General features: G+C 51.1%; 14 protein-coding genes. 10 read left to right on the forward strand and 4 right to left on the reverse strand.

The genetic code is table 11. From position 1 onward, the window contains the following. Positions 1-77 precede the first annotated feature (77 nt). The 5 genes from lon to ABIC79_RS11445 all read left to right on the forward strand — a co-directional run bounded on the left by lon (position 78) and on the right by ABIC79_RS11445 (position 6012). A complete protein-coding gene (lon, locus tag ABIC79_RS11425) occupies positions 78-2432 on the forward strand; it encodes an endopeptidase La (protein ID WP_013576638.1) in 2355 nt (784 codons plus the stop codon). 216 nt (positions 2433-2648) lie between these two features. After that, positions 2649-2924, forward strand: coding sequence for a nucleoid-associated protein HU-beta (hupB, locus tag ABIC79_RS11430; protein WP_013576637.1), 276 nt, complete (start codon positions 2649-2651; stop codon positions 2922-2924). A gap of 164 nt (positions 2925-3088) precedes the next feature. After that, positions 3089-4969, forward strand: coding sequence for a peptidylprolyl isomerase (gene ppiD, locus ABIC79_RS11435; RefSeq protein ID WP_013576636.1), 1881 nt, complete (start codon positions 3089-3091; stop codon positions 4967-4969). A gap of 139 nt (positions 4970-5108) precedes the next feature. Next, a complete protein-coding gene (locus ABIC79_RS11440; RefSeq protein ID WP_013576635.1) occupies positions 5109-5492 on the forward strand; it encodes a ComEA family DNA-binding protein in 384 nt (127 codons plus the stop codon). Between the two features lie 118 nt (positions 5493-5610). After that, entirely contained in the window at positions 5611-6012 is a 402-nt protein-coding gene (locus ABIC79_RS11445) for a YbgC/FadM family acyl-CoA thioesterase (protein ID WP_013576634.1), read from the forward strand. A 97-nt stretch (positions 6013-6109) separates the two neighbouring features. On the opposite strand, the gene queC is transcribed toward ABIC79_RS11445, so the two are convergent. Further along, the gene (gene queC / locus ABIC79_RS11450) at positions 6110-6808 is read right to left on the reverse strand and encodes a 7-cyano-7-deazaguanine synthase QueC (RefSeq protein WP_013576633.1); all 699 of its coding nucleotides are present in this window, start codon (positions 6806-6808) and stop codon (positions 6110-6112) included. Between the two features lie 110 nt (positions 6809-6918). Next, complete coding sequence (locus ABIC79_RS11455; RefSeq protein ID WP_166860611.1) at positions 6919-8631, reverse strand: SgrR family transcriptional regulator; 1713 nt, start codon at positions 8629-8631, stop codon at positions 6919-6921. A 192-nt stretch (positions 8632-8823) separates the two neighbouring features. On the opposite strand from ABIC79_RS11455, the gene cof reads away from it, so the two are divergent. Next, positions 8824-9645, forward strand: coding sequence for an HMP-PP phosphatase (cof, locus tag ABIC79_RS11460; protein WP_013576631.1), 822 nt, complete (start codon positions 8824-8826; stop codon positions 9643-9645). Between the two features lie 170 nt (positions 9646-9815). Here the strand turns inward: cof and ABIC79_RS11465 are convergent, their stop codons facing one another. After that, entirely contained in the window at positions 9816-10859 is a 1044-nt protein-coding gene (locus tag ABIC79_RS11465; RefSeq protein WP_013576630.1) for a PLP-dependent cysteine synthase family protein, read from the reverse strand. Positions 10860-10979: 120 nt separating this feature from the next. Between ABIC79_RS11465 and ABIC79_RS11470 the strand changes: the two genes are divergently transcribed. The 3 genes from ABIC79_RS11470 to ABIC79_RS11480 all read left to right on the forward strand — a co-directional run bounded on the left by ABIC79_RS11470 (position 10980) and on the right by ABIC79_RS11480 (position 15136). Further along, entirely contained in the window at positions 10980-11435 is a 456-nt protein-coding gene (locus tag ABIC79_RS11470) for an Lrp/AsnC family transcriptional regulator (protein WP_134706541.1), read from the forward strand. A 136-nt stretch (positions 11436-11571) separates the two neighbouring features. Further along, positions 11572-13344 carry a SmdA family multidrug ABC transporter permease/ATP-binding protein gene (locus ABIC79_RS11475; RefSeq protein ID WP_131638182.1) on the forward strand — a complete coding sequence of 591 codons (1773 nt, stop codon included), beginning with the start codon at positions 11572-11574 and terminating at the stop codon, positions 13342-13344. Then, positions 13304-15136, forward strand: a complete 1833-nt coding sequence (locus ABIC79_RS11480; protein ID WP_370447488.1) for a SmdB family multidrug efflux ABC transporter permease/ATP-binding protein — start codon at positions 13304-13306, stop codon at positions 15134-15136. Before ABIC79_RS11475 ends, ABIC79_RS11480 begins: the two co-directional genes overlap by 41 nt. Here the strand turns inward: ABIC79_RS11480 and ABIC79_RS11485 are convergent. Then, entirely contained in the window at positions 15111-15476 is a 366-nt protein-coding gene (locus tag ABIC79_RS11485; protein WP_354567177.1) for a hypothetical protein, read from the reverse strand. The two genes, ABIC79_RS11480 and ABIC79_RS11485, sit on opposite strands and share 26 nt — an antisense overlap. A 1-nt stretch (position 15477) precedes the next feature. On the opposite strand from ABIC79_RS11485, the gene glnK reads away from it, so the two are divergent. Next, on the forward strand, positions 15478-15816 hold the full coding sequence (glnK, locus tag ABIC79_RS11490; RefSeq protein WP_009639071.1) for a P-II family nitrogen regulator: 339 nt from the start codon (positions 15478-15480) through the stop codon (positions 15814-15816). The last annotated feature ends 14 nt before the right edge of the window (positions 15817-15830 follow it).

The following is a 15830-nucleotide window of genomic DNA, read 5'->3' on the forward strand; positions in this document are numbered from 1 at the left end:
GACTTGCTGAAACCCGTCTGACTCGTGTTTCACGAGATTTCCTTAACCTGGCGGAAGCTAAACTAAGAGAGAGCTCTATGAACCCTGAGCGTTCTGAACGCATAGAAATCCCCGTATTGCCTCTGCGCGATGTGGTGGTTTATCCGCACATGGTGATCCCGTTGTTTGTTGGCAGGGAAAAATCGATTCGATGCCTCGAAGCTGCGATGGATCACGACAAAAAAATCATGCTGGTGGCGCAGAAAGAAGCCTCAACAGATGAGCCGGGCGTTAATGATCTCTTCTCCGTGGGTACGGTTGCCTCAATATTACAAATGCTGAAGCTCCCGGATGGCACGGTAAAAGTGCTGGTGGAAGGGTTACAACGCGCGCGTATTACGACACTTTCTGACAGTGGCGAGCATTTTGCTGCCCAGGCGGAGTACCTGGAATCTCCGGCCGTGGATGAACGCGAGCAGGAAGTTCTGGTGCGTACTGCGATTAATCAGTTTGAAGGCTACATCAAGCTGAACAAAAAGATCCCGCCGGAAGTGCTGACTTCGCTGAACAGCATTGAAGATGCTGCACGTCTGGCTGACACCATCGCGGCACATATGCCACTGAAACTCGCTGACAAACAATCTGTACTGGAAATGTTTGATATCACCGAGCGTCTGGAATATTTGATGGCGATGATGGAATCGGAAATTGACCTGTTGCAGGTTGAGAAACGCATTCGCAATCGTGTCAAAAAACAGATGGAGAAAAGTCAGCGCGAGTACTATCTGAATGAGCAAATGAAAGCGATTCAGAAAGAACTGGGCGAAATGGATGACACGCCTGACGAGCACGAGGCGCTGAAACGCAAAATCGAAGCGGCCAAAATGCCGAAAGATGCGCGTGAGAAAACCGAAGCTGAGCTGCAAAAACTGAAAATGATGTCGCCGATGTCCGCCGAAGCTACGGTTGTCCGTGGATATATCGACTGGATGCTTCAGGTGCCATGGAATGCCCGCAGCAAAGTGAAAAAGGACCTGATCAAAGCACAGGAAGTTCTGGATACTGACCATTATGGTCTGGAGCGTGTCAAAGACCGCATTCTGGAATACCTCGCCGTGCAGAGTCGCGTCAGCAAAATCAAAGGCCCAATCCTGTGTCTGGTCGGGCCTCCGGGTGTGGGTAAAACCTCACTGGGTCAGTCAATCGCACGCGCGACTGGCCGTCAGTATGTTCGTATGGCGTTGGGTGGCGTACGTGATGAAGCGGAAATCCGTGGTCACCGTCGTACCTATATCGGTTCCATGCCGGGCAAACTGATCCAGAAAATGGCGAAAGTGGGGGTTAAAAACCCGCTGTTCCTGCTTGATGAAATCGACAAGATGTCATCGGATATGCGTGGCGATCCGGCTTCTGCCTTGCTGGAAGTATTGGATCCGGAACAGAACGTGGCGTTCAACGATCACTATCTGGAAGTCGATTACGACCTGTCAGATGTGATGTTTGTGGCGACCTCGAACTCGATGAACATCCCGGCTCCGCTGCTGGACCGTATGGAAGTGATCCGTCTTTCCGGTTATACCGAAGACGAAAAACTGAACATCGCCAAACAGCACCTGTTGCCGAAACAGCTTGAACGTAATGCGCTTAAGAAGAACGAACTGACTGTGGATGACAGCGCAATAACTGGCATCATCCGTTTCTATACCCGTGAAGCGGGTGTACGTAGTCTGGAACGTGAGTTGTCGAAACTGTGCCGTAAAGCGGTTAAGCAATTGCTGATGGATAAAGACATCAAGCACATTGAAATTAACGGCGACAACCTGAAAGATTTCCTCGGCGTGCAGAAGGTCGATTATGGCCGTGCTGATACCGAAAACCGGGTGGGCCAGGTTACTGGTCTGGCGTGGACCGAAGTGGGCGGTGAATTGCTGACCATCGAAACGGCCTGCGTACCGGGCAAAGGTAAGCTGACTTACACCGGTTCTCTCGGTGAAGTCATGCAGGAATCCATTCAGGCTGCACTGACGGTTGTCCGTTCACGCGCAGACAAACTGGGTATCAACCCTGACTTCTACGAAAAACGTGATATTCACGTTCACGTACCCGAAGGGGCAACGCCGAAAGATGGCCCGAGTGCCGGTATTGCCATGTGTACCGCGCTGGTGTCTTGTCTGACGGGTAACCCGGTTCGTGCGGATGTTGCGATGACCGGTGAGATCACACTGCGTGGTCTGGTTCTGCCAATCGGTGGTCTGAAAGAAAAGCTGCTGGCGGCCCATCGTGGTGGCATCAAAGTGGTTCTGATCCCGGACGACAACAAACGTGATCTGGAAGAAATTCCGGCGAACGTGCTGGCAGATCTTGAGATCCATCCGGTAAAACGCATTGATGATGTTCTCAACATCGCACTGCAAAATCCGGCTTACGGAGCATTGCCGGTGGCAGCAAAATAGTGACCTCAGCTTACACAGTTGAATAAAACTCAGGCTGGCAGGTGAAATCTCACTTGCCAGCTTTTTTTTGTGCCGTTAACTTAGTGAACGGTCAAAGGGTTTCAGGCTGCTTTCAGTCGCTTGCATCACTCTGACAAGATTGATATAACAGCAGCGCGGTCACGTCTGCAGGGAAAATGCGCCGTGATGAACGAATTTTAAGAGGGGATGATAAGAGTGAATAAGTCACAATTGATCGACAAAATTGCTGCCGGTGCTGATATTTCTAAAGCCGCAGCGGGACGTGTTTTAGATGCTGTTCTTGCATCTGTCACTGACACCCTGAAAGCTGGGGATGAAGTAGCTCTGGTTGGTTTTGGTACTTTCTCCGTTCGCGAGCGTTCAGCACGTACTGGTCGTAACCCACAGACCGGTAAAGAAATCAGCATTGCAGCCGCTAAAGTGCCGGGCTTCCGTGCAGGTAAAGCGCTGAAAGATGCCGTTAACGGTTAATTACCCGCAGACTGACGTTGAAACTGTGTGAGGCGCATCACTGATGCTTTTCATTCAGGTCTGGTTGTTAAACAATAACCTGACGTCATCGGGCTGGTAAGGTAAGATACAAGGCGCATCGAAAACGGTGCGCTTTTTTTATTACAGCGGAGTGTTGCCACACTATGATGGACAATTTACGCGCGGCCGCCAATCACGTCGTGCTCAAAATCATTCTGGCCCTGATTATTCTGTCCTTTATTTTGACAGGGGTAGGCAACTACCTGATCGGCGGTTCAGGCGACTATGCAGCGAAAGTGAATGGTCAGGAAATAGGACGTGCTCAGCTGGAACAGGCAGTTCAAAACCAGCGTAGCCGCTTGCAACAGCAGCTTGGAGATCAATTCTCTGCGCTTGCGGGCAGCGACGGTTATATGCAGCAATTACGCCAGGAATCCCTGAGCAACCTGATTGACGTCACGTTGCTGGATCAGTATTCCAAAAAATTAGGCATTACCGTCAGCGATCAGCAGATCAAAGATGCGATTTTTGCGACCCCGCAATTCCAGACTGATGGCCGTTTCGACAATGCTAAATATCTGCAAAGCATCCAGGGTATGGGATACACCGCGGATAACTTTGCGCAGTTGATGAAACAACAGTTAATCAGTCAGCAACTTGAGCAAGCCTACGGTCAGTCCGATTTCGTTTTGCCAGTGGAAAGTAAATCTCTAGGTGGGTTGATTCTGCAAAGTCGTGATGTGCAGACTGCCACATTGGATACCGATGCGCTGGCAGCTAAACAGCAGGTCACTGACGCTGAATTGCAGGCATTCTACGACCAGAATAAAAACAGTTTCCTCTCGCCTGAACAGGTGAAAGTCAGCTACATCGAAATGGATGCAGCGGCCATGCAGGGGAAAACTAACGTGACGGATGCGGATATCAGCGCCTATTACGACCAGCATAAAAGCGAATTTGGTCAGCCTGAACGCCGTCGCTACAGTGTCATTGTTCTGAAATCTCAGGCCGATGCTGACGCAGTGGCTGCCGAGCTGAAAAAAGGCACCGATTTCGCGGAACTGGCTAAGACCAAATCGACCGATGCGCTGAGTGCCAGACAAGGTGGTGACCTCGGCTGGATGGAGCCTGAAACGACGTTACCAGAATTTAAAAATGCCAATCTGACCACCAAAGGTCAGGTGTCTGGTGTGATTAAATCGGACAGCGGTTTCTTCATTTTGCGCCTTGATGACGTGACGCCTGAGCAGGTCAAACCGTTAGCTGACGTTCGCAACACGATTGCCGACAAGCTTAAACAAGAGAAATCATTGGATGCCTACTACGCGCTGCAACAGAAAGTCAGCGAAGCGGCAACCAATGACAACGAATCTCTGGCTTCAGCTGAAGATGTTGCCGGTACGAAAGCGGTTCACACAGATTGGTTCACTCAGAATCAAATCCCGGCAGGTATCAATTTCAAACCTGTCGTACAGGCGATTTTCGACGGTGGCCTGATTGGTCAGGACGGTTCTCCTGGCAGTAACTCAGACATTATTACCGTTGATGGTGACCGCGCCTTTGTAGTTCGCGTGGATGCGCACAAAGCTGAAGGGGTTAAACCTTTCGCTGACGTGAAAGATCAGGTGACGACGCTGGTGAAACGGCAGAAAGCACAGGATCAGGCGCGTATGGAAGGTGAGAAACTGCTGACCGCGTTGAAAGAAGGCAAAGGCGATGACGCCATGAAAGCTGCCGGCCTGACATTTGGTGCCGTCCAGAAAGTACAGCGTAGCCAGCAGCCTTCTGCATTCGAAGAAAACGTTTACGCACTGCCTCATCCTCAGAAAGACCAACCGGTTTATGGGCTGACTCAGGACGATAAAGGCAACAGTGTACTGGTCAAACTGAATGCGGTGACGCCGGGTACCATTCCTGCCGCTGATACAGCACGTTTCAATCAGGAAATGCAACAGACGTCCTCGAATGTGGCCTTTGATTCGCTGCTGACCAACCTGCGTCAGGAAGCGAAAATCAAATACGGTTCTGCTGCACAAAACCAGTAAACGCCGCAAAGTTTTGCAACGCGTTGCAACAAACAAAAGGCCGCTTCCGCGGCCTTTTCCACATTTGAATGTTGCCCGTTGTCCGCTTTCTCTGCCTGATGCATTCTCTCCGTGCTGTCAAACACATGGAGGATACAGCATGAAAAAATTAGGCATCACCTCACTTTCGTTAGCTCTCGCTCTGGGACTTTCCACACTACCGGTCATGTTGCAGGCCGCGCCCAATGCGGCCAGCAGCGTGGCGACCACGACGGCGGCGCCAGCGACGGCAGCCAGCAAAGTCACTGGCCCGCAAGTGAAAAAGGAACAAGTGGCAGTGACCGATGAAAGTACCGTAAGCATCAACACGGCGACTGCGGAAGAATTTGCCAATGTGATGAACGGAGTAGGGATGAAAAAAGCGCAAGCCATCGTCAGTTACCGCGAAGATCTTGGGCAATTTACGGATATCGAACAATTGCGTGAAGTTCCGGGAATTGGTGCTGCATTGTTTGAACGTAACAAGGACCGTCTGAAATTGTGACGGATGTCGCGGCGGTGATCCCTTAACGGTTGCCGCCGTTTTCTTCTGCTAATCTCTAGAGACATCTGACCAGTTTGGTTGTAAGCCTCAGACGACTATCAGGAGTTTCTTAACGATTATGCATACGTTCATTAAAGTTCGCGGTTTCCACATTGACGTTTATCAGCACGTAAACAACGCGCGTTATCTGGAATTTCTTGAAACAGCGCGCTGGGAATGGCTCGACAATCAGTCAGGTTTCCAGTGGATGAGCCAGAACAAGATTGCCTTCATCGTGGTGAATATCAACATCAATTACCGCAAGCCTGCGGTATTGGGGGATGTATTGCGCATTGACAGCAGTTTGCAGCAACTGAACGGGCGCAGTGGTGTTCTCGAGCAGGTTGTCACGTGTGAAGGTGATGTGGTTGCGGATGCGACGCTGACGTTCGTGTGTATCGATTTGCGTACGCAAAAAGCGCTGCCGCTGGAAGGGGAATTGCTCGAGCGGTTACGTGAACTGGAACTGGAAAACGATTAATCGTTTCCCCTTACGCAAGATCACTTTCCCGTCAAAAGAATACGCCAACGGGCGGTTGAAAGCCGCCCGTTACCGGCAAAACATTAAAACTGAAAAATTAACGCAGTCCGGTTTTGTTCTTCAGGCTGGTCATCACGCCCGCTTTATCCTGCTGGTATTGCTGCAAACCATTAGCGCGTAAATGACAGGCGGCACATTCACCACAACCATCACCAGCAATGCCGTTGTAGCAGGTCAGCGTTTTATGACGAACCAGATCCAACTGCTGGTAATAATCGGCCAGCGCCCAGGTTTCGGCTTTATTGAGCCACATCAGCGGCGTTTCGAAACGCACATCTCGCGCCAGACCCAGCGACACAGCCGTATTCAGCGCCTTGACGAATTCATCACGGCAATCCGGATAACCGGAGAAGTCAGTTTCACACACGCCGGTGATGACGGCTTCTGCCTGGATCTGATAGGCATAAATGGCCGCCAGCGTCAGGAAAAGAATATTACGACCGGGAACGAACGTACTCGGCAAGCCCCCGTTGTTTTCATCACCAAAATTAGGCACCGGAATGTTATCGCGGGTCAGGCTGCTGACAGCCAGTTCGTTTAACAACCCGACATCCAGCACTTTATGGGCACGTGCGCCCAGTTCCACAGACAGTTTTTGTGCAATCTCGATTTCTGCACGATGACGCTGACCATAATCGAAAGTAACGCAGTGGACTTCGTCATATTGCTTCAGAGCCTGAATCAGACAGGTTGTTGAATCTTGTCCGCCGCTAAAAACTACCACTGCTCTTTTCATTCTGATTACCTGTTGTTTGAAACCATTATCTGAAATTCACTGCGCATCGGGCAGTAAAAGTGCCCTAATGTTACTTTCCTTTACCCCCGGAGTGTAGTGAAACAGCTCCTTCAGGCACTTTCCGTTGGCAGCGGCGGCGGAACCCATGCCTGACAGAAATCGAACCAGCCCCATGCGGTGAGTTGCACACCGCTGATGCGTGGTGGTGCGCTGACCTGATACTGATAATTAAACAACGGTGTGACGATGGCCGACTGCATCCACTGAAATAAATGATCGCGCAGTTCGTCCGAGCGATGGTTCTCCAGCGGGATTTGCTGAATAGCGGCCAGGCGCTGTTGCTGGCAAACATAATCTTTTTCGCGCAGGATCCCCGGCCAGAGCGGATCTTGCTGTAACCAGTTCTCCAGGGAGGCATCGGGAGATTCGCCAATCAAACGATCACCGAGAAGCAGATCGGCCCAGCCCAGCAGCGCATCATCTTCCCAAAGTCGCCCGGCATGATATTTAACCTCCAGTGCACAATCTTCTTCCGCCAGCTTTTCCTTTAGTGCCTGCGCCACCAGCTCAAATTCAACCGGCGGGTGAAACAGCAATGTCAGCTTTTCAGGCAATGGAACATCAGCATCGTCATGCAAAGGTATTGGCCAGCCAGGCAGCATTTCTTTGCTGGCTTTCACCAGATCATGATCGATAGGCAAATTATCCAGCATGCCGCTGCGCTGGATCAGACGGACGATTTTACGCGCCTGAGCCTCATTCAATACGCCACGTTTCAGATTGGCGGCGATGTAGCAAAATCCCAAGCTGGTGCTGCGTCTGACCGGTTTCACGCGCGATAATTCATCCTGTTCACCCAAAATGATCCTGACCGGATGCTGGCAACTGACATTGCTTTTTTGTGCAAAGAGTTGCGGTGTGATCCAAAATTCAATAGCCGCCAGATAAGGATGCTGTAAGGCGTACAACGTATGTTGTTCAAGCCTGATCAGTTCAGGTGAAAAGGTAGTCAGGCGAAAAGGACCCGCGCCGATATGTGGATTATCGGGATGGGATAACAGGCAGTTAAGGTCGGCAAACCGGTGCGCCAGCCAGTAATCGGGTTTATCGAGATCAAACTGCAGACAAAGTGCGTGCGGCTGAGACAATCTGCTCACGCAAGCCAGATTATGTTTACTGCGCGGTGAGTTTTGCAGTTGTTCAAAGCGCGCCATTAATTGCGCGGTCTTCAGTGGTTCTCCGTTATGCCAGAACAACTGACTACGCAGGAAAAATTGCCAGGTTTTGCCGTTATTACTGATTTGCCAGTGATGGGCCAGATCGGGCTGGGGGGCTGAATTTCCCGGAATAAAACGCGTCAGTCCTGCATGAATAGTATGGGCAAGATGTTGCTCGGCACGGCCGGTCAACGTCAGCGGATCTAAAGGCTGGAGAGGGCGATAATAGGGTATACGCAGCGTGGGCGCATCTTCCTGCCATTGCCCGCCCAAATGCGGCGCCAGCAGTGCATTGAGATGGCTCGGATCCAGCTGGCTTAGCTGCAACGCGGCCGAATGTTCGCCATTTTTCAGCAACTCCTGCAAACAGGCTCCCCGCAATTCTTCGGGGGTTTTCAGGCAGCAAAGTGACGCACGCTTCCCGCGACCTGCTTGGGATTGCCAGTCAATCCAGCCCGCATCCTGAAAGTGTTTCAGCAACGTTCGGGTATGACGTTCACTGCAACAGAAAATCTCAGCCAGTTCGGCCACGGTAAATTGAACCGGAACTTGTCCGGTCTTCAGGTATAAACGCTGAAATTGATTAAGCCGGTTTTGCAGGCGCACGGTAAATACGGAACCTTATTTTTGCTGTGAATTAACCTGTTCATCATATCGTGCGTATGGTGCGCTGGCTTGCAGCGAAGAGCCAGAGTGTGAGCTAAAACCGGAACAGTATTCACAAACTGTTCACTATTAGTTCCGCAAATCGCAGTCCATACTTTGAGGGTGAAAATCATTCCTTTTCTGAGAGAAAATATGTTCCGTTTAGCTGCATTTGATATGGATGGCACTCTGCTTTTACCCGATCACACGCTGGGCGAAAAAACACTGGCAACATTGCGTCAGCTGGCTGAAAAGCCGGTAAAACTGACGTTTGCCACCGGCCGTCATTATCTCGAAATGAAAGATATTCTGGCGAACATCGGACTGGACGGTTTTCTGATCACCGGAAACGGCACGCGAATTCATGACTTGTCCGGGCACCGGTTGCATGCCAGTGACTTGTCCGAAGATTGTGCACACGAGCTTTTGCACACACAATGGGATACACCTGCCAGCCAGCATGTATTCCGTGATGATGGCTGGTTTACGTCTCTGGACGATCCGGATTTGCTGATCCCGCATCAGTTCAGCGGCTTCCGCTATCAGTTACAGGATCTGCGTTTATTGCCTGATTCTGGTAACAGCAAAGTGTGTTTCTGCGCACCGCATGAAACCTTGCTGGCGCTGGTACCCCAACTGGAAGCGCATTTCGGCCCGCGTCTTGACCTGTGTTTTTCAGCGGCAGATTGTCTGGATGTGCAGCCCGCAGGCAGTAATAAAGGCAGTGCTCTGGCGCTTCTCACTGCAGGTCTGGGGATCGATATGTCTGAATGCATGGCATTCGGCGATGCCATGAACGACAAGGAAATGCTGGAAAGTGTCGGGATGGGGCTGATTATGGGCAACGCTTTGCCGGTGCTGAAAGAACAGGCCTCTCATTTACAAATCATCGGACATTGCCGTAATCAGGCTGTGTCTCACTTTTTGCAACACTGGCTGCACACTCCACACCTCACCTATTCCCCCGAATATTAAGGTATTGCAGCAAGCCGGGTTCACTTTAACTGTCCCGGCTTTTTTCCCCTTCATCCTTCGAACTGCAACTGCGTTAGCTGCATTCTTTCACCCGAATCACTTACTCTTGTAAGCTCATCGGGATTCATTCATTTGCTGCCTTGTTGTAGTTCGAATGATTTCGAGGATATTCAGTTGAGACCTTCCAGTTGTGCAGCGTAAACGGAAATATCCCCGATATTCTTCGCTACCCAGTTGTCATCAAAGTAGGTATTCAGATAACGTTCACCGCTGTCGCAAAGCAGGGTAACGATCGAGCCGGTTTCACCTTTCTCGCGCATTTGTTTTGCCAGTTGCAATGCCCCCCACATATTGGTTCCCGTCGAGCCGCCGACTTTTCTCCCCAGTACCTGTTCAAGCCAGCGAACGGTAGCAATGCTTGCAGCATCAGGTACTTGCATCATGCTGTCAATGACGTCGGGGATAAATGAGGGTTCGGCGCGCGGGCGGCCAATGCCTTCAATGCGGCTGCTGCATTGAGCGGTAACGCTGGCATCACGTTGCTGAAAGTAATCGTAAAAGACAGAGTTTTCCGGATCCACCACGACCAGTTCGGTATCGTGCCCCTGATAGCGGATGTAGCGGCCAAGCGTTGCGGACGTTCCGCCGGTACCCGCACTCATCACCAGATAACGCGGCACCGGATACGGTTCGCGGGACATCTGACGGAAAATGCTGTCTGCAATGTTGTTGTTTCCGCGCCAGTCGGTGGCCCGTTCTGCGTAGGTGAACTGATCCATATAATGGCCGTTCAGCTCTTTAGCGAGCTGCTCTGAGGCAGCATAAATCTGACCTGAGTTTTCGACAAAGTGGCAGCGACCACCATAAAACTCAATTTGCTGAATTTTGCGCGGGGCTGTACAGGCGGGCATTACGGCAATAAAGGGCAGGCCCAGCAGACGCGCGAAATAGGCTTCGGAGACAGCGGTACTGCCCGAAGACGCCTCAATAATCGGCGTATTTTCGCGGATCCAGCCATTGCACAGGCCATATAAAAACAATGAGCGTGCCAGACGATGTTTCAGGCTGCCGGAAGGATGCGTGCTTTCATCTTTGAGATACAACGAAATTCCAGGAAAGTCGTTCAGCGTGAGACGAATTAAATGTGTGTCGGCTGAACGTTGATAATCGGCGTCGATTTCTTTAATGGCGTGAGTGACCCAGGAATTGCGCATGTTGCAGGCTCATTTAAGTGTTTTGATGAGATAAAGAATAACGTAATCACCAGAGAAATAAGTTACTCTTTGACCCATAGATCATCTTATTTGGAGAAATATTTTCTCCTGGAGTGCGGTATGGTAGATAAAATTGACCTCACGCTTTTATCGCTGCTACAGCGGGATTGCACCCTTTCTCTGAACGAGCTGGCTGAGGCCGTCAACCTCACCACCACCCCCTGCTGGAAAAGAATAAAGCGCCTTGAAGATGACGGGATTATTTGCGGAAAAGTGGCGTTACTTGACGCTGAGAAACTGGGACTTAGCCTGACAGCATTTGTGCTGATTAAGACCCAGCATCACAACAGTGAGTGGTATCAGCGATTTGTTCAGCAAGTCGAAGCGTTTCCAGAGGTGCTGGGTTTTTACCGGATGGCGGGCGAGTACGATTATTTGCTGCAAGTTCAGGTCTCCGATATGAAAAGCTACGATAACTTTTACAAGCGACTTGTGAATGGCATTCCAGGACTGAACGACGTGACCTCAAGTTTTGCGATGGAGCGCATAAAATCGACCACCGCATTGCCGATTTAATGCAAAAGTTGCAGTAAAAAGTTTCATCAGAAACCCCTGTTAACTCTGGTATCCTTGTCGGCCTGAAGAGAAAATTGGTCTTTCTGTCGCCGGTTTAACTCAATAAAATTATTATTATTTGTATGGAAAACACTGCGTGAGATTGTTTGCACAATTAGGCTGGTACTTCCGACGTGAATGGCGCCGGTATTTGGGTGCCGTCGCCTTACTGGTCATTATCGCCGTTCTGCAATTACTGCCGCCAAAACTGGTGGGCGTAATTATCGATGGTGTTACGTCAAAACAAATGTCTTACGGCGTGCTTTTTGCGTGGCTTGGCCTGATGCTCGGCACGGCTGTTGTGGTGTATCTGCTGCGTTATGTCTGGCGCGTGCTGCTGTTCGGTGCGTCTTATCAGCTTGCTGTTGAACTACGACAGGATTTTTTCCGTCAGCTGAGCCGCCAGCATCCCGCTTTTTATCTGCGCCATCGCACCGGTGATTTGATTGCCCGTGCGACTAATGACGTCGACCGGGTGGTGTTCGCTGCGGGAGAGGGCGTGCTGACGCTGGTCGATTCGCTGGTCATGGGGCTGGCGGTACTCATCGTTATGGCAACGCAGATCAGCTGGGAACTGACGTTATTGTCGCTGGTGCCGATGCCGGTAATGGCGATCATTATCAAGCGATATGGTGATCAACTTCATTCCCGTTTCAAAACCGCACAGGCGGCGTTTTCCTCGCTTAACGATCAGGCGCAGGAAAGCCTGACCAGTATCCGTATGATCAAAGCTTTTGGCCTGGAGAATCATCAGTCATCGCAGTTTGCTGATGTGGCTGCGGATACCGGTGCAAAAAATATGCGTGTCGCCCGTGTTGATGCCCGCTTTGATCCGACCATCTATGTCTCTATCGGCATGGCGAACCTGCTGGCCATCGGCGGCGGTAGCTGGATGGTAGTCAATGGCCACCTGACGCTGGGTGAACTCACCAGCTTTGTGATGTACCTTGGCCTGATGATCTGGCCGATGCTCGCGCTCGCCTGGATGTTTAACATTGTCGAACGTGGCAGCGCGGCTTACAGCCGTATCCGTAGCCTGTTACAGGAAGCCCCGGCTGTTGTTGATGGCACAACACCGTTACCGGCAGGCCGCGCGACGCTTGAGGCTCACATCAACGATTTCCATTATCCGGAAAATAGCCACGCTGCTTTAACGACCGTTACTTTTTCCCTGCAACCAGGGCAAATGCTGGGGTTATGCGGTCCGACAGGTTCCGGCAAAAGTACGCTGCTTTCACTCCTTCAGCGCCAGTTCGATGTCACTGACGGTGACGTGTGCTATCACGGGTTATCCCTTAAAGAAATCCAGCTTGATGACTGGCGTGCCCGGCTGGCAGTTGTCAGTCAGACGCCTTTCTTGTTCTCAGACACTGTCGCGCAGAACATTGCGCTCGGAAGGCCTGATGCCACGCAGGAAGAGATTGAAGAAGCCGCGCGTCTCGCCAGCGTTCATGATGACATTCTGCGATTGCCTCAGGGATATGAAACTGAAGTCGGCGAGCGCGGCGTCATGTTATCGGGTGGTCAGAAGCAGCGTATTTCGATTGCGCGCGCATTGCTCCTCAAAGCCGAAATTCTGATCCTGGATGATGCTTTATCCGCCGTTGATGGCCGGACGGAGCACCAGATTCTGCACAATCTGCGTCAGTGGGGAAATGACCGTACGGTGATCATCAGCGCACATCGTCTCTCTGCACTGACCGAAGCCAGTGAGATTCTGGTCTTCAGCCAGGGGAGTATTTCGCAGCGTGGCAATCATGACCAGCTTGCTGCCGAAGCCGGCTGGTACCGCGATATGTTCCGTTATCAGCAATTAGAAGCTGCGCTGGATGATGTGTCACAGGAAAAGGAGCCGGAACACCGTGGCTGAACCCAAAAAAATTAAAATTCAGAAGCTTTGGCCAACGCTAAAGCGCCTGTTGAAATACGGGAAACCTTACCGCAAGCCGTTGTCTTATGCGGTTCTGATGTTGTGGATTGCAGCGGCAGCGGAAGTGACCGGCCCTATATTAATCAGCTTCTTTATCGATCACTACGTGGCTAAAGGTGAAATGCCTTGGGGGAAAGTCAGTTTGCTCGCGCTGAGTTTTATCTTCCTGCAATTCCTGGCAGCAAGCCTGCACTATTTTCAGGCACTGTTGTTCAACCGTGCTGCGGTGGGGGTCGTCCAATGCCTGCGCACCGAAGTCATGGATGCGGCATTACGGCAACCGTTGAGCGCATTTGATACACAGCCTGTAGGTCAGCTGATTTCCCGCGTGACTAATGACACGGAAGTTATCCGTGATCTGTATGTGACCGTGGTATCGACAGTCTTACGCAGCATCGCCCTGATTGGTGCGATGCTGGTGGCGATGTTCAGCCTCGACTGGCGACTGGCATCGGTGGCAATTTGTATCTTCCCGGCCGTATTTGTCGTGATGGGGCTGTACCAGATTTACAGTACGCCGGTGGTGCGCAAAGTACGCGCTTATCTGGCGGATATTAATGATGGCTTCAATGAAGTCATCAACGGTATGAATGTGATTCAGCAATTCCGTCAGCAGAAAAGGTTTGGCGAACGGCTTGCCCGCGCCAGCCAGTCGCACTACCTGGCCCGCATGCAAACGCTGCGACTGGAAGGATTTCTGTTGCGTCCTTTGCTCAGCTTATTCTCGTCGTTGATTTTATGCGGTCTGCTCATTCTCTTTGGATTCAGTGCCGAAGGTTCTGTGGGCGTTGGGGTTCTGTACGCCTTCATCAATTATCTCGGACGGCTCAACGAGCCTCTGATTGAACTGACCTCACAACAATCGATTATGCAGCAGGCAGTCGTTGCCGGTGAACGTATCTTTGATTTGATGGACAGGACGCAACAGCAATACGGGCCAGACGAAAAGTTGCTCACCAGCGGCGAGATTGACATCAAAGACGTCAGCTTTGCTTACCTCCCGGATAAATGGGTGCTGGAAAACATTTCCCTGCACGTGCCTTCGCGCGGTTTTGTGGCGTTGGTTGGACATACCGGCAGTGGTAAAAGTACGCTGGCAAATCTGCTGATGGGTTATTACCCGTTAAACAAAGGTGAGGTCAGGGTTGACGGACGTAACCTCGCCGACTTATCGCACACCAGCCTGCGCAAAGGTATTGCAATGGTTCAGCAGGATCCGGTGGTTCTGGCAGAATCCGTGTTCGCTAATGTCACGTTAGGCCGTGATATTGATGAAGCGCAGGTGTGGCACGCGCTGGACATTGTGCAGCTCTCACCGCTGGTACGCGAAATGCCCGAAGGTTTGAATACGCGTCTGGGAGAGCAGGGCAATAATCTTTCTGTCGGGCAGAAACAATTACTGGCGATGGCGCGCGTTTTGGTGCAGGCACCGGAAATTCTGATCCTTGACGAGGCAACGGCCAATATTGATTCCGGCACCGAGCAGGCTATTCAGCGTGCATTACGGGCTATCAGGCAGCAGACTACGCTTGTGGTTATCGCACATCGGCTTTCGACGATTGTGGATGCCGATAATATTTTGGTATTGCACCGTGGCCAGGCTGTTGAGCAGGGTAATCACTTGCAACTGCTGGCAGAAAAAGGCCGGTATTATCAGATGTATCAGTTGCAACTTGCCGGACAGCAATTGGCTTCTGCCGGACAGATTATGCCTGCAACAGAAAACGCATAATCTTTGCATCGGTGCCGTATCCCTGCGGCACCGGCTTTCTTCTTTCTCCGTTTTTCATTTCCTGTTTTTCTTTTCCCCGCACTGTATTCATGCAGGCAGAACCCTTTTTCAATTCGGGTGCACTAAAAAGCAGCGGTGAGCACTTAAATGGTGCGTGTGCTGCTGTGCTGCATATGGCATGACAACTGTGCGCCTGGTCACGATTATTCTGAAAATGCCGTATTACGCGGGAATTGCATGAATCTGCGCCCAATTTCAACTCTGGCACATCCTTTGCTTTATCCAATCCGTATCGGGCGCGAATCCTCTCGCGGCAAGCCCTTAATTCGAGGAGTGGCATAATGAAGCTGGTTACTGTGGTGATCAAACCTTTTAAGCTGGAAGACGTGCGTGAAGCGCTGTCTGCTGTTGGAATTCAGGGGCTGACCGTAACGGAAGTTAAAGGTTTTGGCCGTCAGAAAGGTCATGCCGAACTTTACCGTGGCGCGGAATACAGCGTGAACTTTCTGCCAAAAGTAAAAATCGACATTGCTATTGCAGACGATCAGCTTGATGAAGTGATCGATGTGATCAGCAAAGCGGCCTATACCGGCAAGATCGGTGATGGCAAAATTTTCGTTGCTGAATTGCAACGTGTTATCCGTATTCGTACTGGTGAAACCGACGAAGCAGCACTGTAATTTCAGGCTTTTAT

The organism is Rahnella sp. 2050 (assembly GCF_040544515.1).
Lineage (GTDB): Bacteria > Pseudomonadota > Gammaproteobacteria > Enterobacterales > Enterobacteriaceae > Rahnella > Rahnella aceris.